Origin of the sequence: Pseudomonas sp. GR 6-02 (assembly GCF_001655615.1) — a bacterium.
In the GTDB taxonomy this organism is placed as follows: domain Bacteria; phylum Pseudomonadota; class Gammaproteobacteria; order Pseudomonadales; family Pseudomonadaceae; genus Aquipseudomonas.
This window is the reverse complement of sequence record NZ_CP011567.1, coordinates 305,833-322,804: the sequence shown is the minus strand read 5'-3', so window position 1 is coordinate 322,804 and position 16,972 is coordinate 305,833. Positions and strand designations below refer to the sequence as shown.

The window sequence follows — 16,972 nt, the reverse complement described above, 5'->3', positions numbered from 1 at the left end:
ACCCTCTCAACGAAATACGGAACGACGCCCATGGCCTCCGCCAACAAGCAGAACAAACGCGCCTCCCGCGCCAAAGCCAAGGCCAAGCAGAACCGCACCCAGCGGGCCGCCGCGCCGGTCGAGCTGGACCCGAACGACGATCGCATCGACTTCGAATCGGTGGACCTGACCGAACTGTTCAAAAAAATGATCGACGCCGAAAAGTCCAGTCAGCAGGCCATGTGCACAGCCTTCCTTGAAGACCCGTTGCTGGAGTTGGTGTACGAACAGGAAGGCGAAGAAGGCGCGATGGACTTCATCCTCGCGGCGCTGATCGAATACCGCCAATGGTCCACCGAGACCGACGAAGCAGGCGCCCTGGCGTGGATCGAATCCCCGGCCTTCCAGGCTGATTACGTGGCGGCATCCGACGCCATCGCGGCCCAAACCCAACAGAAAACCCACTGAGTTCCCATGGCATCCCTGAATAAGCAACAGAAACGCGCCAAACGCGCAAAGGCCAAAGCCAAACAGATCCGCATGGTCGGCAGAAAGCCTGCCGATCTGAACGATGACCTGGGTGAGATCGGCGAGCCGATCCCGGAATACACCCTGGCGATGTTCAGCAAAATGCGTGACGCCGAAGCCACCAGCCGCAACGACATGCTGCTGACCCTGCTGTCGAACCTCGCCGGCATCATCAGCGACCATCCAGAACTGCTGGACATGGAAAACGCCGACAACGAAGCCATGGCCGCCACGCACCTGGCCGCCGACATGCTGATCGACTACCGCATGTGGGCCGATGGCATGGACCGCGATACCGCCCAGGCCTGGCTGACCGATCCGCAATTCATCACTGACTTTGGCGATGCGCTGGACAGTTATCGTCAGTCGCTGGATGCGCAGGAAGAAAAGGGCGAGTAGACACGCCTCCTCTTCAGAACTGAAAACGGCCGCGTGTCATCACTGACAGCGGCCGTTTTGCGTTACGCAGTACGGATCAGCTCAGCACCACAGCGCCCAGTTTCTGCAGCTTGCGACGACGCGCCACAAACAAACCGGCAGCCACCACCAACACGCTCAGCAGACCCGTCGCGAGGATCTCCACGCGATGCGCTTCCTGGAACAGCATGATGGTCAGGGCGGCGATGATGAATACGATCACCGCGTAGGTCAGACCCGGGAACAGCCACATGCTGAAGGCGATTTTTTCACCACGAGCCATGCGCTGTTTGCGCATACGCAGTTGCGAAAATGCAATCACCAGGTACACCAGCAACGCGATGGCGCCAGAGCTGGCCAGCAGGAATTCGAACACGGCAGCCGGGGCCACGTAGTTGGCGAAGACTGCAAGGAATGCCGCAGCGGTCGACAGCATCACGGCCCAGTAAGGTGTGCCACTGCTATTGGTGCGCTGGGAAACGGCTGGCGCGTCGCCGCGTTTGCCCAGCGAGAACATCATCCGCGAAGCGGTGTAGAGCGCGGAGTTCAGGCAGCTGGTGACCGCGACCAGAACCACGATATCAACGATCAGCTTGGCATTCGGGATCCCCATGCGCTCCAGCACGGTCTGGTAGGAACCGACGCTGGCCAGAATCGGGTCGTTCCACGGCACCAAGGCCACAACGATGAAAATGGAGACGAGGTAGAACAAGCCAATCCGCCAGATGACCGAGTTGGTGGCCTTGGAGATCTGCTGGCCAGGGTTCTTCGATTCCGCGGCCGCGATGGTCACGATCTCGGTGCCCATGAAGGAAAACATGGTGGTCAGAATGGCGCCGAGCACCGCGCCCATGCCGTTTGGCAGGAAGCCTTGAGTGTCAAACAAGTGCGACACGCCGCTGACCTGGCTGGTGGGCAGGAGGCCGAAGATCGCCAGAATGCCCAGACCGATAAAGCCGATGATCGCCACGACTTTGACCAGGGCGAACCAGAACTCGAACTCGCCATAGTTCTTCACGCTGAACAGGTTGGTCACCGTCAGCAGTAACGTGATGACCAAGGTGAAGGCCCAGATCGCCACGTTCGGGAACCAGGCATGCAGAATGGTCGCCGCAGCGTTAGCTTCCAGCGGGATGACCAAAACCCAGAACCACCAGTAGAGCCAGCCGATGGTGAAACCGGCCCAGTGACCGATCGCACGATCGGCATACGTCGAGAAGGAGCCTGTATCTGGCGATGCAACGGCCATCTCGCCGAGCATGCGCATGACCAGAACCACCAGCGCACCGGCGGCAGCGTAGGCCAACAGCACGGCCGGGCCTGCAGCGGCGATGGCGTGGCCGGAGCCGACGAACAGGCCGGCACCGATAACCCCGGCGATCGACAGCATGGTCACATGACGCGGTTTAAGCCCCTGTTCGAGGCCATTGGAGCTTTGCGTACTGCTCATTGAAACTACCTTTGCCTGGAAATCGATTCAGTCCACCCTGCCTGAAAATCCCTTATCGTAAAAAGAATCCAACAGAGTGTTCCTTATTCTGCACGCAATAATTGCGCCAAAATGTTTCACGCCCCCGGTATACGCGGCCTGTGCGCCGATGGAGCGCTTATCGCAAGTCATTGAGATTAATGGCATTTGGCCAGAGCGTTACCTTGCCACCCACTTCAGGAACGAATCCATGCACCGGAAACACACCCAAAAAGGCAGGCGCGCACAATAAAAGTGCAGATCAGGAACGTTTGGCCGGTTAGCGCTTCCAACACCCCGCCAAAGCTGGCAACATCGCGCCTTTTTTTACGGGACAGCCGGACCACATCGGGTTCAAACGGCTGTTCGGTTGATAGCAGCGCGACAGTCTGCTGTACCGATGCGACAACCTGCCACACGCCATCCGTTTACCGTCCCGAGCGCTGTTGGCTGCCATTCGAACGCTATGCTAGCTTGGCCGCCTCGCCAGGAAGGCGACCAACAGCAGGAGCGCAACACACTATGAGGAACGCACATGGCTGAGGCCACGCCCGCGCTTGAAATCCGCAACTTGCACAAACGCTACGGACAGCTTGAGGTGCTCAAAGGCATCTCGCTGACCGCCCGCGACGGCGACGTGATCTCGATCCTGGGCTCCTCCGGTTCCGGCAAGTCCACGTTCCTGCGTTGCATCAACTTGCTGGAAAACCCGCACCAGGGCCAGATCCTGGTGGCCGGCGAAGAACTCAAGCTCAAATCCGCCAAGAACGGCGAACTGGTCGCTGCCGACGGCAAACAGATCAATCGCCTGCGCAGCGAGATCGGTTTTGTATTTCAAAACTTTAATCTCTGGCCGCACATGACCGTGCTCGACAACATCATCGAGGCCCCGCGCCGCGTACTCGGTCAGAGCAAGGCCGAGGCCATCGAAGTCGCCGAAGCCCTGCTGGCCAAGGTCGGCATCGCTGACAAGCGCCACGCCTACCCCGCACAACTCTCCGGCGGCCAGCAGCAACGCGCGGCCATCGCCCGCACCCTGGCGATGCAGCCCAAGGTGATTCTGTTCGACGAACCCACCTCCGCCCTTGACCCGGAAATGGTCCAGGAAGTACTTAATGTCATCCGCGCATTGGCCGAAGAAGGCCGCACCATGCTGCTCGTGACCCATGAAATGGGCTTCGCCCGTCAGGTTTCCAGCGAAGTGGTGTTCCTCCACCAAGGCTTGGTAGAAGAACAAGGATCGCCGCAGCAGGTGTTCGAAAACCCGCTTTCGGCGCGCTGCAAACAATTCATGTCCAGCAACCGCTAACGGAGCTACCCGCATGCAGAACTACAAAAAGATCTTCCTGGCTGCGGCCGTCACCCTGGCCTTCAGCGCCGGTGCCGCCGCCGAGACCTTGAAGATGGGCATCGAAGCGGCCTACCCGCCGTTCAACAATAAAGATGCCAGTGGCAATGTCGTCGGCTTCGACAAAGACATCGGCGACGCCTTGTGCGCCAAGATGAAAGTCGAGTGCACCGTGGTCACCTCCGATTGGGACGGCATCATCCCGGCCCTGAACGCCAAGAAATTCGACTTCCTGATCTCCTCGATGTCGATCACCGATGAGCGCAAGCAAGCGGTGGACTTCACCGCACCGTACTACTCCAACAAACTGCAGTTCATTGCCAAAAAAGACGTCGACTTCAAGACCGACAAGGCTTCGCTGCAAGGCAAGGTGATCGGGGCCCAACGCGCGACCCTGGCCGGCACCTGGCTGGAAGACAACATGGAAGGCGTCGAAGTCAAACTCTACGACACCCAGGAAAACGCTTACCTGGACCTGACTTCCGGTCGTCTGGACGGCATCCTGGCCGACAAGTACGTCAACTATGAATGGCTGAAAAGCGACGCCGGCCGTCCTTACGAATTCAAGGGTGACCCGGTTGAAGAAAGCGACAAGATCGGTATCGCCGTTCGCAAGAACGACCCGATCCGCGAAAAGCTGAACGCTGCGCTGAAAGAAATCGTCGCTGACGGCACCTACAAGAAGATCAACGACAAGTACTTCCCGTTCAGCATCTATTGATTCTGACCTGCCCGACCGGCGCCGTTCGCTGACGGCGCCAGTCCTTGGCATTGCCTGCCGCGATTTGAAAAGAAATCCATGATTATCGACCTCTACGGATTCGGCCCGGCGCTCGCCGCTGGCGCACTGATGACTGTGAAACTGGCACTCTCGGCCTTGTGCCTGGGGCTGGTGCTCGGTCTGCTCGGCGCCTTGGCCAAGACTTCCCCGTACAAGCCGTTGCAATGGCTTGGCGGCACTTATTCAACGCTGGTTCGCGGCATCCCGGAATTGCTCTGGGTGCTGTTGATCTACTTCGGCACAGTCAACCTGATGCGTGCGCTGGGTGAGTTCTTCGGCAACCCCGAGCTCGAACTCAACGCCTTTGCCGCCGGCGTGATTGCACTGGGGCTGTGTTTCGGCGCCTATGCCACGGAAGTGTTTCGCGGGGCGATTCTGGCGATTCCCAAAGGTCACCGTGAAGCCGGTGTGGCCCTGGGCCTGTCGAAATTCCGCATCTTCACCAAGTTGATCATGCCGCAGATGTGGCGCATCGCCCTGCCGGGCCTGGGCAATCTGTTCATGATTCTGATGAAAGACACTGCGCTGGTATCGGTCATCGGCCTTGAAGAAATCATGCGTCACGCGCAAATCGGCGTGACCGTGTCCAAGCAACCGTTCACCTTCTATATGGTGGCTGCCTTCATGTACCTGGGCCTGACCATTCTGGCCATGACCGGCATGCACTTTATGGAACGACGTGCCGCTCGCGGCTTCGCGAGGAGCACCCAATGAATTGGGAAGTCATCATCAAGTGGCTGCCAAAACTGGCTCAGGGCGCGACGCTGACCCTGGAACTGGTGGCCATCGCCGTGATTGCCGGGTTGCTGCTGGCAATTCCGCTGGGCATCGCTCGCTCATCGCGACTCTGGTATGTGCGGGCATTCCCCTACGGCTACATCTTCTTTTTCCGTGGCACGCCGTTGCTGGTTCAGCTGTTCCTGGTCTACTACGGCCTGGCGCAGTTCGATGCGGTGCGTAACAGCTCGATGTGGCCGTACCTGCGCGATCCGTTCTGGTGCGCCACCGCGACCATGACCTTGCACACCGCGGCCTACATCGCCGAGATCCTGCGTGGCGCGATCCAGGCGATTCCACCGGGCGAGATCGAAGCGGCGCGGGCGCTGGGCATGTCCCGGGCCAAGGCGTTGTTCTACATCATGCTGCCACGTGCTGCGCGTATCGGCCTGCCGGCGTACAGCAACGAAGTGATCCTGATGCTCAAGGCCAGTGCCCTGGCCAGTACCGTGACCCTGCTGGAGCTGACCGGCATGGCCCGCACCATCATTGCTCGCACCTACCTGCCGGTTGAGATCTTCTTCGCCGCGGGCATGTTCTATCTGCTGATGGCTTACGTGCTGGTGCGCGGCTTCAAGCTGCTGGAGCGCTGGTTGCGCGTCGATGCCTGCCAAGGGCGTTGATGCCTGCGTGCTGACGGGCGAGACCCTGCTCGCCCGCTTCGCTGCGCTGGATGCTTTTCTGATCGAGCATCAGGCGCTGTGGAAGCCCCGACCGTTTACCCATCTGCAACTACCCTGGGAAGCGTCCTACCCGGAACTGGCGTTGTGGCTACGCGGGCGGTCGCTGGAAGATGCGGAAAACAGTCATAACCAGCCTGGCTGGCTCGATGCACCGGAGCCGTTTGCTTCATTGGCAGCGATGTCTCTTGAGCTGAGTGCGGTAGGTGAATTGCCGGCTCGTGCACTCGAAGCGGCGGGCCATCGGTTGAATGTGGATGTGCCAGGGCGCAAGTGGCAGCAGATTGAAGCGTTCGCAGGTTGCTTGCAGTTTGCCCGTGCACCGACGCATTGGCTGGACTGGTGTTCAGGCAAGGGCCATTTGGGGCGACGCCTGTTGCAAACCGGTCAACAACTGACCTGCCTGGAATACGACCCGGCACTGGTCGCCAGCGGCCAGGCACTCAGCCAGCGCCATCAAATGCATGCGCTGCATGTCGAACAGGATGTACTCGCGCCTGGCGCAGCCTCTTTATTGAATGCCGATCACACACCCGTAGCACTGCACGCCTGCGGGGATCTGCATGTGCGACTGATCCAGCTCGCCAGCGCCACCGGTTGCAAACAACTGGCCATCGCACCGTGCTGCTACAACCGGATCAGTCTGAACACCTATCGGCCACTTTCCTGTGCGGCTGAGCGCTCCGACCTACACCTTTCCCTCGATGATCTTGCGCTGCCGATGAGCGAAACCGTCACCGCCGGCGCTCGCGTCCGACGCCAGCGCGACACCTCCATGGCTCGGCGCCTGGGGTTCGACCTGCTGCAACGGCAACTTCGCGGTGTCGACGAATACCTGCCCACCCCTTCCCTGCCCAGCGCCTGGCTGGACAAACCCTTCGCCGATTACTGCCGCGATCTGGCCGCACTCAAAGACTTATCCACAGTCGGCACGCCAGATTGGACCGAACTGGAAGCCGCCGGTTGGCAGCGACTGGCCGAAGTGCGCAACCTGGAGCTGCTGCGAGGCCTTTTCCGACGGCCTCTGGAGCTGTGGCTGGTACTCGATCGGGCACTTTTCCTCATTGAGCAGGGTTATGTCGTTCGTCTCGGCACCTTCTGCGAATCCCCGCTCACACCGCGCAATTTCCTGCTCCTGGCAGAGCGCCCTTAAACAGCCGCAACCTGTGGATAACTCTGTTGATGGAATTATCGTGGATCCAATATCCACGCTGTTTTACGCCTAAAACACTACTGGTCATTTTTTGTTCACAAAAATAAAAAACCCGTAAAACAGGCATTTGCGGACAAATGAGAACGAGTCCACAAAAGCGCAATGATCAAGCAGATTCCGCCAGCCCGTTGTGCATAAGCATTAAATCAAAACGACATAACCGCCGAATTCCGGACACCACGGGCGAAAAATTGCGCCTGGCAATGCCCCTTGCTATACACGCATACGAGGGCGCCGACAGTGCGGCCATGAACAAGAAAAATCTTCGACCGTGACGTTCTGCAGAGGCCATCAATTCAGCCACCCCGTCACCAACACCGAAAACCACCTCCCCGCCGCCCTGCAACGCGCTGAACACGCCGAAGCGCAACTGCGGGCGATGCAAAACAGCCGAGCCTGGCGCACCCTGCTGAAACTCAAGAAAGTACTGCATCACGCCTGACCGAAAGCCTGCGCAAAAATAGTCTGAATTCAGGGGTTTACAGAACCAACCCAATCGCTATAATCGTCGCCCTGACACGCCGGTATAGCTCAGATGGTAGAGCAACTGACTTGTAATCAGTAGGTCCCGGGTTCGATTCCTGGTGCCGGCACCATACAAAACGAAGCCCTCGCAGAAATGCGAGGGCTTTGTTGTTTCTGGGGTTGGAGAATCTGCTTCCACCCGACCTTGATAGGCCCCACCTAAATTGCAAACCAATACACCCGCCAAGCCTAGGTTGACGTCGTCAGCAAGCTCAAATCGTGCGGGACTTTTTTGCTCAAACCAGGGATACGACGATTTCCATTTGGGAAAATAACGTTGCCCCTTTTCCACTTCTCAGAGGTCATTGTCCCCAGATACCGCTCCTGGCTGGGGCTCTTTGCCAATAAAAGGGGCGGTTTCCACTTCCAGCATCAGCAACACCATTTCCGTTAACTCGGCGTCGGATTTCTGTCCCGCATAGAGGTCATGGAGTGCTTTGGCAAAGGGGATGCGCAGGTCCTGGTTTTCTTCGCGGGCGGTATCGCTGTATTGCATGAGCTCGCTGATGGCTCGCAGCACAGCCGCTTGCCACCGAGCGGTGGTCCTGGGACCACCGCCGGTGATTGCAATCAACTTATCCTTCGTCAGCTGGCGAAGGGCAGGTTCTCGCAACGGCTTATGCGGCTTTGGGTTGCGAGTGATCTTTGACATACCGGACGATACTCAGCGTTTCCTGCCGGAACTGCTCGTAGTCGATCTGCTGGGCGTTAATAAAGGTGCTGCCCATCATGGTCAGCGAGCCCATAAAGCTGGCTTCGGAAATTTCCTCGTCGCTCGCGCCAAACAGGCGCGCGGCTTCGGTATGGAACAGAGCGCAATACTTGCAACGGGTCGCCCCGGATACCGCCAGACCTATCAACTCCTTGTACTTATTAGGAATCTTGGTATCTGCCAGCCAGAAATCCCGGGCTACGCCCCAGAATCCGATCGCGCCGCCTTCCGGCATCTGCTTGATCCACTCCGGAACCAGACCCAGGGTCTGTTCAATTTCCTGATAGGTATCACGAATGGCCATTTGACACCTCCTTACCTCTGTAGAGACATCTTCTATAGAGATATAACTAGTTTAGTTCCCTGGCGGCCATGCCAGAGCCGGCTGCAGCACGACTTCAGCAAATGAACTCTTAACCATCGTAGAAACAACAGGATGGATTTAGACTTTTCGGGCGCAATGACGTACCGCTCAGTACCTGGAGTTATCAGACTTGGCGGGTTGGCTAAGAGACGATCTTCGGATGATGCACGTGCTGGTAAACAAAGCCCTCGCAAAAACGCGAGGGCTTTGTTGTTTCTGATGTTTAGAAAACAGGTCTTAGTGACCCGCACTCTGCCCGCCATCAACATGCAGGATTTCCCCGGTGACAAAGTTGGCGCTGTCCAGATACACAACAGCCTGAGCAATATCGCTGATCTCGCCCATGTGCCCAACCGGATGCAAACTCCCCAGCGCTTCATGGGTTTCCTCTCCGTGCATCGGCGTTTTGATGATGCCGGGGCTAACCGCGTTCACCCGAATCCCGCGCTTGGCGTATTCGATGGCCAGGGATTTGGTCGCCGCGTTCAAGCCACCTTTGGTCAACGAAGCCAGTACCGATGGCACACCGTCAATGGCGTGGTCCACCAGGCTGGTGGTGATGTTGACGACGTGGCCTTTGCCCTGCTTCTCCATCTCGGTGATCGCAAGTTGGGTGATGTAGAAGAAACCATTCAAGTTCACCGACAGCACCGCGGCATAGTCTTCAGGGGTGTAAGCAGTGAACGGCTTGGCGACGAAGATCCCGGCGTTGTTGACCAGGGTGTCGATGCGGCCAAAACGTGCGATCGCTTCACGAATGACTTGCTGAGCGACCGCCGGGTCGCCGATGTCGCCCGCCACGGTAAGGATGTCCGGGTCGGTGGACGGTTTGATCGAACGCGAGGTGGCGACAACCTTGTAATCGAGATCACGGAAAGCCTTGACCATGCCTGCGCCGAGACCTTGGGAGGCGCCAGTAATAACGATGACTTTTTTCGAATTGCTCATGGTGAACCTCTACTCATAAATAATGGTTTGAAAAAGTGATTAATCAGGCTTCAACGGGCGCCTGCGCCATTTGTCTCAACATCTGTTCGTAGTACTCGACCGATTGCGAACCGGACACCAGGTGACGACCGTTCAGCACCATGGCCGGTACCGAATTAATGCCGCGCTCGCGGTAAAACACTTCAAGCTCACGCACTTCCTGGGCAAACGCTCCGGACACCAACACCTCACGCGCACTCGCCGCATCCAATCCCACTTGCGCCGCTAGCCGAACCAGCGTCTCGCGATCGTTCGGGTTCTGGCCGTCGGTGAAATAAGCACGCAGCAGGGCTTTCTTGAGTGCGACCTGCCGCCCTTCCTGCAACGCCCACAACAGCAATCGGTGAGCATCGAAGGTGTTATGGAAGTGGGTGCGCTTCTCCAGATCGAACTTGAACCCGATGGCCTCACCCCGAGCGATCTGCATCGCTTTGCCAGCGGCGACGTCCTCGGCACTGCGCCCGTACTTGCGCATCAAGTGTGCAACCGCGTTCTCGCCTTCGGCCGGCATGTTGGGGTTCAGTTCGAAAGGCTTGAAAGTCAGCTCGACCGAGACCTCACCCGCCACGTTTTCGATCGCTTGCTCCAACGCCGTCGCACCCAAGGCACACCACGGGCACACCACATCGGAAACGAAATCGATGGTGACGGAGGTGGTCATGACTGCCCCTCCGCCTCAGCCAGTTGCTTGCGGTACTGGGTGGTGGTGATACCGGCATAGCCCCAGTTATCGGTGTCGACTTCCTCGATCACGATGTGGGTCAGGTCCGGGCGTTTGTTGAGGACGCGTTCCAGGGTTTCAGTGATTTCGGCGATCACCTGAGCTTTCTGCTCCGAGGTAACACCATCGCGGGTAATGCGTACGCTGACAAAAGGCATGATGAGTCTCCAGTGACCTGCCCTTCGGGATGAGGGCTAGGTGGGTGGAGCTCAATGTAGGAGGTTGGTTAGGGGGGATAAAGGTGGGGGCGGGAACATCATTAGTGACGTGGTGTAATGAGTCCGCACTCAGGCCAGATCTTAACCTTTATGCTAAATTATGGCTGGCCAATAATTATGGCGTATCCATAAAAAGAGGTGGTCGACCAAGCGAAAACAGATTTGGTGCTGATCATCGACGAAGTGCAGCACGCGATTCCCTCCGACGACGGCAATCAACTGCTCCTGGCACTCAAAGCCGCTCGTGATGCAATAAACCCACGCCCTAATACACCTGGCTACTTTCTGTTCATCGGAACGGGATCGCACAGGGCGCAAGTCAGAGAAATGACTGCAAAGCGGAACCAAGCATTTTTCCGGTGCAACGTCGGCGGCTTATCCGGTGTTGGGCATGGGATTTATGCGATTACGGATCAGTTTGTTCAGGAGAGTTGGTTGGAAGAACGAGCGTTGATTGACGCCAGTTAGAATCCAGATGAAGCATGTAGCTCAATGCCGACTGGCCATTGAACGGTGCGGCGGTGTTGGGCTTTTCCGCAGCCTGAAAAGACGCCGACATACGGTCCGACACACACGTTGACACCCCCACTATAGGGGCAGAGAATTAAATCGAGAGCGCGAAACCGACTGCCTCCAAGTGGCAATAGTCGGCGGAGGGACCTCGTTGATGACTTGGAAATCGACGCCTGGTGAGACCTCTTCTCCCCTGCTTGAGGGAGCACAATATCAAGCACCTTTTCATGAAAGCAGCCTGATCAGGCTGCTTTTTTTTGCCTTGGGAAAAGGTTTCGTTGATAAAACAAGCAGCCAAAAAACGCCCACACCTCCCCCATCCGGGCCACTTTCTTGACCCCGATCATCTCCCCTCCAACAAAAATCTCGATCCTGTGCAAGCCTCCAGCCATCGGACGCAGAATCATTTCGCTACTAAACTCGGGACAAGCATGCTCTGGTGCAGGATCATAGCCAGCACGCGACCCACGCCCACCGGGCGGCAAGGTACACAACAATAGCCAGCCCACTTTAGAGGGCATTACCCAAATGGATAGCAGAACCTTACGCAACCTCATGCGCATCGTGCAGACCGGCTCGTTGTCGGCGGCGGCAGAGCATTCCTTTTTGACCGTGCAGGCATTGGCCGCGCAGTTGAACAAGGTCGAAGAGCAGTTCGGTTTTCGGTTGTTTCGTCGCTCCAACAAGGGGCTGACCCTGACCACACAGGGCACGGAGCTCACGCCCTACATGGACAAAGTGTTGGTCGCCACGCGGCAGCTGGAAGAGAAAGTCGCCGCGCTCAAGGTGCCCGGGCAGCGCACGCTCAAGGTTGCGCTTAACACCACGCTCTCGGCCGACTTCAACCGGCGAATGATCGGACGCCTCATCGAGGTGTTTGCTGATTATCAGCTGGAATTCAGCTACGCCGAGTCGATGGAAAACCTCAGCAAGTTGAAGAATGAGGACTTCGACCTGGCCGTGCTGATCGGGCCGCAACAGCCGGGGTTGCCCAGCATTGCCCTGCCTGATGTGCAAGTGCAAGTGGTCGGTGCTCATTGCGGTCAGGAAAACGACCCGCTGGTGCTGCTTGGCAATAAATTTCAGGTTCGGCCGGCCGACGACTGTCCGTATTCCCACAGCTTCTTGCGCTTTCTCGACGCAGGCCTTGGCAACTACGAGTCAGGCAAGCGGATGATCTATTCCTGCAGTGAAACCCTGACCCTATCGTTGATCACGCAAATGGACGGACTGGGCATGGTTTCCCGTGAGGCGGCCCTGCGTAACGGCCTGACCATTTTCCCGGGGTTCGAGGACTCCCTCGAAGTGCGGCTGGCGATCAATAATCCCGAGTTGTCGGGTCAGGCCTTGAATGAAGTGGTCGATCTGCCGCTACATGAACGAGCCGAGCGCAATGTACGCAGCCGTTCCCACCGCAACGGAGAGAAAGAGATTTTTGCTGAAATACGCACATAACAACGTCGGAATGGCTGCATAAAATTCCGGGCGATCGAGCTGCACATGCTGATCCTTGATCAACAGGGGCGTGAGGCTGATGGCAGCCACGATCGCCACCGGCAGGTATTCCAGCGCCCGGGCGACCAGAGGTGGCCAATGATCGGTGCTCACCTGCAGCGGCAACGCGCGTGGCAGGAATGTCACGGCCATCATCAGCGCGACGACCAGGATCAGGAACGTTTGGTCAGGCATACACCCACTCCGCAGCCCACGAATGTGGCGATGAATACGTTGAAGGGTGAGTTGCCAATCAGGCTCAGTGCACCCATGCAAGCGACCGCGGCCAGTGCGGCGATCAGTTTGTTGCGGGTGTTGCAGAGCGATACCAGCACGTAGAGCATCATCGCGGTCAGTGCATAGTCGAGCTGATATTTGATCAGGTGCGCCGCGTACTGCGCGCAGATCGCCCCCAGCAAACCGCCGAGTACCCACGAGGTGTGGCAATACAGATTGAAGCCGATCAGGTAACGCACATTGACCGGCGAGCCCTTGCCCAGTTTGACGCTGTGGAAGGCGAACGATTCATCGGTCAGCCCACCGGCATAACACCAGCGTTCCAGACGACTGAGCCCCAGCGCTTGCAGGGCCTTGGCCATATAGACCGACATCAGCATGTGCCGCGCATTGATCAGAAACGTGGTGAGGATAATGGTGGTCAGCGACGCACCGCTGGAGATCAACGCCAGGGCGGCGAACTGCGAGGCACCGGCGTAGACGAACAGGCACATCGCGACCGGCAGCCACACGGGCATCCCGGCATTGACGGCCATCAGACCGAACACAAACGACACCGTGAAGTAGCCCGCAACCACCGGGCTGGCTTCAGCAAACGTGCGCGAGGGCTGGGGCTCGACCATCAGCGGCTGGCTGCTGGACGTCTCATTCATAGGTCCCTCTCAAAGGTAGTTTCGCCGCGCGGCTCACAAAAGCCCTGGGCACTCCAAAAGCGTTTGCCGGCAAGGTTAGCATCGTCGACGAACAGGAACATCCGCAGCACACCCACCCGTTTCATGTCCGCCGAGGCCGCTTCCACCAGACGTTGACCGACGCCCTGGCTGCGATACAACGTGCTCACCGCCAGGTGATTGATGGTGCCACGGCTGCCAAGCATGCCGCCCAACACCGCGCCGACCACTTCGCCACCGACATCGAGTGCGAGGAACGCGGTGGTGGTTTTCTGCTCCAGCACACCGCGCAGGCATTTGGCGTCCTGCCATTCACAGAACGACACTTCTTCGAATTGCCGAAAGAAGCGCTCCAGGCGTTGGGCATCCTTGGCCGTCGCGCGTCGCAGCATCACCGGTGCAGAGCACTCGGTGATGTTCATCATGGGGTCGAACTGTTCAGCGAACAATGTCGAAAGCGGTCCCGGGCCGCGAGAAGGAAATGGCCAGAATCTGCCGATAGGCCATTTCGTGAGCATGGGTGTTGCGCGCCGGTGTCACGTAGTGACGCATCTCGCGATCGAGGAAGTAGGTGGTGTCGAGGATTTCCAGATAGGTCGTTGCCGCCAGCTGTTCCTCTTGGGCCGAATACAAACGGCTCTCCGCCCCGTCCACATTGTTGCGACCCCAGAAATGCACACCGCTGAACGGATAACCGTCGCAATGAATACCTTCCGGGGTGATTTCCAGTTGCTTGCCCGGCTTGATCTCGATGCGGATCTGATGAATCTGGCATTGCCAGATTGCGTCGTGCAGTTCCGGCGGCAATACGTGTTTGTACACCTCGAAATCCGTATCGATCAGGCTGCGCATCACCGGCGAATTAATGACCTCATTAGAGAAGTCCTGGAAGTGCCGCTCCAGTCCACCGACGTAGCTGTTGTTGGCCTTCGATTGCACGTAGGCGCGATGTTCCAATTGCTTCAAGTCACGGGTGACCGGGTTGTATTCAAAATCGCTGTAGCGACGAAAACGCATGCCCGCATCGGCTTGGCCGTAATAACTGTCCGGCTCCATGTTTTCCCAACTTTTGGTCAGTCTGACGAAGTCGGAAAAATGACCGAAGAGATTGAAGTCGGCTCCCTGGACGTTGACATACTTGTCGCGCCGTAGCGATTCGCCAACTTCTCTGTTCAACACGATCATTACTAGGTCTCCGCTGCATTAAGCGGCCTAATCTAGTAGGTGCCGGATTGACGGCCCATGAGAAAGAATTTCAGGCATATCAAGCGTTGATTGAAACGCAGGATAAAGTTGCTCCAATTCGACTTTTTACGATCGAAAACAGCCTTTTTCGGTGCTTTCATATGGTTATGAGGCAAAAAAAACCCCGAACCAGTCAGGGTTTTTATCGAGTCTGAACAACTCAGCCGATCATCAGAAGATGTTGATCGGGTAATCCACGAATACGCGCAGTTCGTTGCCGCTGACGTTGTACTCGCTGGATTTCTGCGACACACGCAGGATCGAGCTGCGTACCTTCACGCTCAGGTCTTTGGCCGGGCCACTCTGCACGACGTACTTGAACTGGTTGAAGATCTCGCGCTCGGTGCCGCCTTCACTGGTGGAAGTGGTGATGTTGTCGCCGCGCACGTAGGCCACGTTGTAGCTCAGGCCCGGAACGCCGAAGGCGCCGAAGTCCAGACCGTAACCCAGCTGCCAGCTGCGTTCGTCTTCGGCGTTGAAGTCGGACCAGTAGGAGTTCGCCAGGTAAATGGTGTTGCCGCCGTCGCCGACGCGGTTCTGGCCGCGCTGATAGCCACCGTAGGCATAACCCAGGTTGCTGTCGCCGGTGCTGCGCTGGTGGGCGAGGGTGAACGAGTGCGGGCCGGTGGCAAAGGTCGCTGCCAGGCTCCAGATTTTGTTGTCGTCGCCGGTGACACCGTTTTCCCGGACGTAGGAGTTGTCCAGCTTGGTGCGATAGCCGTTGAAGTCCAGGGTCAGGGACTGATCCTTGGCAATCGGGAACACGTAATTGGCGTTCACGTATTGCTTCTTCAGTACGTCTTCGACGTCGGAAGCGTACAGCGCTGCCTTGAACTGCTCAGTGAACTGGTAGCTACCGCCCAATACGTTGATCGACTTCAAGCCACCGCTGTCACGGCCTTCAGCGCTTTTGCGCGATTCGGCGGTGAAGCGACCGGCGTTCAGCTCCAGGCCTTTGATCTCTTTGGAGGTGATCAAGGTGCCGGTATAGCTTTCCGGCAGCAGGCGGGAGTTGTCGTAGTTAAGCACCGGCAGGGCCGGCATCTGGTCACCGTAGGTCAGGACAGTGCTGGAGATACGGAATTTGACCGCGCCACCGAACTTGGACAGGTCATCCGCTGCGTTACCGCTGTCGCCCTGCTTGAAGAAATCGATACCACCGGCGCCGCTGCGGCCTTTGCCGCCGTCCAGACGCAGTGCGTACAGACCGAAGGCATCCACACCCACACCGACGGTGCCTTGGGTGAAACCGGATGAGTAAGTACCGATGGCCGCTTGGCCCCATTCGGCTTTGTCCGGGTTGCCGTCTTTATAGTCACGATTGATGTAGGCGTTGCGCAGCAGCACTTTGAGGCTGCTGTCTTCAACAAAACCCTTGGATTCGGCCTGGTCGTTAGCCATGGCCTGTGTGGCGCTCAACATCCCCAGTGCGATCAGGCTGATTCGCTTGTTCAACATGTTATTTTCCTTATTACGGGTTGATACGCTCTGTGCCAAACAGCTGAAACGGCGCTATCGCGCTCTTTTTTCACCGCAAAAACAAAAAGGCCCGCCCACGAAAATTCGCGGCGGGCCTTTTACTGTTTTGTCAGTCGTGGCGGTTAGCCACAGGCGTTGGGGCGCATCCTATCTGCGCCCTTAATGATGTGTCAATTTCGTGAATCTTCTGTAAATAGGCGAAAATCGTCTAAGAAATCACTTGTCAGCGATAGCCAATTGCACGACATGGCTGTCGACGAATTGTTCGAAATGGGTGACTTTTCCGTCGGCCAGAGTCCACAAGTGCGCGACTCGGGCATTCATCGCACGACCGGTGGCTTTATAGACACCGCTGTAATTGCCGTAGGCAAATACCTTGTCGCCCTGAGCGACATAGTTCTCGACCTTGAACTGAAAATCTTCCCACTCAGTGCCCAGGCGCTTGAAGACATTTTCGACGATCGCGTCGAAACCGACGTAGGTCCCGGCATACGGAAAACCTGCGGCTTCGGTCCAGCGAGCGTCATCGGCCAGCGCCGCGGCGGTGTTGCGCGCATTTTCCTGGGAGTTGACGCCTTCGTAGGTGCTTTTGATCAGGCTCAGGTTATCCATGGT

General features: G+C 57.6%; 21 protein-coding genes, 1 tRNA gene and 2 pseudogenes. 12 read left to right on the top strand and 12 right to left on the bottom strand.

What is annotated here, in order from left to right; genetic code table 11:
- Positions 1-30 precede the first annotated feature (30 nt).
- On the top strand, positions 31-447 hold the full coding sequence (locus PGR6_RS01420; RefSeq protein ID WP_019581792.1) for a hypothetical protein: 417 nt from the start codon (positions 31-33) through the stop codon (positions 445-447).
- A 6-nt stretch (positions 448-453) separates the two neighbouring features.
- A complete protein-coding gene (locus PGR6_RS01415) occupies positions 454-906 on the top strand; it encodes a hypothetical protein (protein WP_064615876.1) in 453 nt (150 codons plus the stop codon).
- Positions 907-982: 76 nt separating this feature from the next.
- Here PGR6_RS01415 and gabP read toward each other — a convergent pair whose 3' ends face one another.
- A complete protein-coding gene (gene gabP, locus PGR6_RS01410) occupies positions 983-2,374 on the bottom strand; it encodes a GABA permease (RefSeq protein ID WP_018929225.1) in 1,392 nt (463 codons plus the stop codon).
- A gap of 553 nt (positions 2,375-2,927) precedes the next feature.
- Between gabP and PGR6_RS01405 the strand changes: the two genes are divergently transcribed.
- The 7 genes and pseudogenes from PGR6_RS01405 (at position 2,928) to PGR6_RS01380 (ending at position 7,787) form a co-directional block, all read left to right on the top strand.
- A complete protein-coding gene (locus tag PGR6_RS01405) occupies positions 2,928-3,701 on the top strand; it encodes an ABC transporter ATP-binding protein (protein WP_018929226.1) in 774 nt (257 codons plus the stop codon).
- 13 nt (positions 3,702-3,714) lie between these two features.
- Positions 3,715-4,461 (top strand): ABC transporter substrate-binding protein, encoded by a 747-nt coding sequence (locus PGR6_RS01400; protein WP_018929227.1) that lies wholly within the window; start codon positions 3,715-3,717, stop codon positions 4,459-4,461.
- 78 nt (positions 4,462-4,539) lie between these two features.
- Positions 4,540-5,235 (top strand): ABC transporter permease, encoded by a 696-nt coding sequence (locus tag PGR6_RS01395; RefSeq protein WP_007939468.1) that lies wholly within the window; start codon positions 4,540-4,542, stop codon positions 5,233-5,235.
- Positions 5,232-5,921, top strand: coding sequence for an ABC transporter permease (locus tag PGR6_RS01390; protein ID WP_007897471.1), 690 nt, complete (start codon positions 5,232-5,234; stop codon positions 5,919-5,921). The genes PGR6_RS01395 and PGR6_RS01390 overlap by 4 nt, the downstream gene beginning before the upstream one ends.
- On the top strand, positions 5,902-7,131 hold the full coding sequence (locus PGR6_RS01385) for a methyltransferase (protein WP_064615875.1): 1,230 nt from the start codon (positions 5,902-5,904) through the stop codon (positions 7,129-7,131). Before PGR6_RS01390 ends, PGR6_RS01385 begins: the two co-directional genes overlap by 20 nt.
- A gap of 337 nt (positions 7,132-7,468) precedes the next feature.
- Positions 7,469-7,633: pseudogene (locus tag PGR6_RS30095) on the top strand (FkbM family methyltransferase); the annotation flags it as partial.
- A 78-nt stretch (positions 7,634-7,711) separates the two neighbouring features.
- A tRNA-Thr gene (locus PGR6_RS01380) sits at positions 7,712-7,787 on the top strand.
- Positions 7,788-8,011: 224 nt separating this feature from the next.
- On the opposite strand, the gene PGR6_RS01375 is transcribed toward PGR6_RS01380, so the two are convergent.
- The 5 genes from PGR6_RS01375 to PGR6_RS01355 all read right to left on the bottom strand — a co-directional run bounded on the left by PGR6_RS01375 (position 8,012) and on the right by PGR6_RS01355 (position 10,658).
- Positions 8,012-8,368 carry a hypothetical protein gene (locus PGR6_RS01375; protein WP_237229573.1) on the bottom strand — a complete coding sequence of 119 codons (357 nt, stop codon included), beginning with the start codon at positions 8,366-8,368 and terminating at the stop codon, positions 8,012-8,014.
- Complete coding sequence (locus tag PGR6_RS01370) at positions 8,334-8,732, bottom strand: carboxymuconolactone decarboxylase family protein (protein ID WP_007939479.1); 399 nt, start codon at positions 8,730-8,732, stop codon at positions 8,334-8,336. The genes PGR6_RS01375 and PGR6_RS01370 overlap by 35 nt, the downstream gene beginning before the upstream one ends.
- Before the next feature lie 297 nt (positions 8,733-9,029).
- Complete coding sequence (locus tag PGR6_RS01365; RefSeq protein WP_064615873.1) at positions 9,030-9,740, bottom strand: SDR family NAD(P)-dependent oxidoreductase; 711 nt, start codon at positions 9,738-9,740, stop codon at positions 9,030-9,032.
- 43 nt (positions 9,741-9,783) lie between these two features.
- On the bottom strand, positions 9,784-10,440 hold the full coding sequence (locus PGR6_RS01360) for a DsbA family oxidoreductase (RefSeq protein ID WP_064615872.1): 657 nt from the start codon (positions 10,438-10,440) through the stop codon (positions 9,784-9,786).
- Positions 10,437-10,658, bottom strand: a complete 222-nt coding sequence (locus PGR6_RS01355; protein ID WP_007939483.1) for a tautomerase family protein — start codon at positions 10,656-10,658, stop codon at positions 10,437-10,439. The genes PGR6_RS01360 and PGR6_RS01355 overlap by 4 nt, the downstream gene beginning before the upstream one ends.
- Before the next feature lie 195 nt (positions 10,659-10,853).
- Here PGR6_RS01355 and PGR6_RS01350 point away from each other — a divergent pair.
- The 3 genes and pseudogenes from PGR6_RS01350 to PGR6_RS01345 form a co-directional block, all read left to right on the top strand.
- Positions 10,854-11,106, top strand: a pseudogene (locus PGR6_RS01350) (ATP-binding protein); the annotation flags it as partial.
- Positions 11,107-11,385: 279 nt separating this feature from the next.
- Entirely contained in the window at positions 11,386-11,568 is a 183-nt protein-coding gene (locus PGR6_RS29845; protein ID WP_155944817.1) for a hypothetical protein, read from the top strand.
- A 191-nt stretch (positions 11,569-11,759) separates the two neighbouring features.
- Complete coding sequence (locus PGR6_RS01345; RefSeq protein WP_064615871.1) at positions 11,760-12,686, top strand: LysR family transcriptional regulator; 927 nt, start codon at positions 11,760-11,762, stop codon at positions 12,684-12,686.
- Here the strand turns inward: PGR6_RS01345 and PGR6_RS01340 are convergent.
- The 6 genes from PGR6_RS01340 to PGR6_RS01315 all read right to left on the bottom strand — a co-directional run bounded on the left by PGR6_RS01340 (position 12,603) and on the right by PGR6_RS01315 (position 16,969).
- Entirely contained in the window at positions 12,603-12,920 is a 318-nt protein-coding gene (locus PGR6_RS01340) for an AzlD domain-containing protein (protein WP_007897518.1), read from the bottom strand. The genes PGR6_RS01345 and PGR6_RS01340 overlap by 84 nt on opposite strands.
- Positions 12,899-13,615: an AzlC family ABC transporter permease gene (locus PGR6_RS01335; protein WP_018929283.1), complete on the bottom strand. Its 717-nt coding sequence runs from the start codon at positions 13,613-13,615 to the stop codon at positions 12,899-12,901. The genes PGR6_RS01340 and PGR6_RS01335 overlap by 22 nt, the downstream gene beginning before the upstream one ends.
- Positions 13,612-14,025: a GNAT family N-acetyltransferase gene (locus tag PGR6_RS01330; protein WP_173861173.1), complete on the bottom strand. Its 414-nt coding sequence runs from the start codon at positions 14,023-14,025 to the stop codon at positions 13,612-13,614. Before PGR6_RS01330 ends, PGR6_RS01335 begins: the two co-directional genes overlap by 4 nt.
- A 46-nt stretch (positions 14,026-14,071) precedes the next feature.
- Positions 14,072-14,818: a 2OG-Fe dioxygenase family protein gene (locus PGR6_RS01325; protein WP_018929285.1), complete on the bottom strand. Its 747-nt coding sequence runs from the start codon at positions 14,816-14,818 to the stop codon at positions 14,072-14,074.
- A 231-nt stretch (positions 14,819-15,049) separates the two neighbouring features.
- Positions 15,050-16,336 carry an OprD family porin gene (locus tag PGR6_RS01320; RefSeq protein WP_018929286.1) on the bottom strand — a complete coding sequence of 429 codons (1,287 nt, stop codon included), beginning with the start codon at positions 16,334-16,336 and terminating at the stop codon, positions 15,050-15,052.
- 237 nt (positions 16,337-16,573) lie between these two features.
- Positions 16,574-16,969, bottom strand: a complete 396-nt coding sequence (locus tag PGR6_RS01315) for a nuclear transport factor 2 family protein (protein WP_064615870.1) — start codon at positions 16,967-16,969, stop codon at positions 16,574-16,576.
- Between the last annotated feature and the right edge of the window lie 3 nt (positions 16,970-16,972).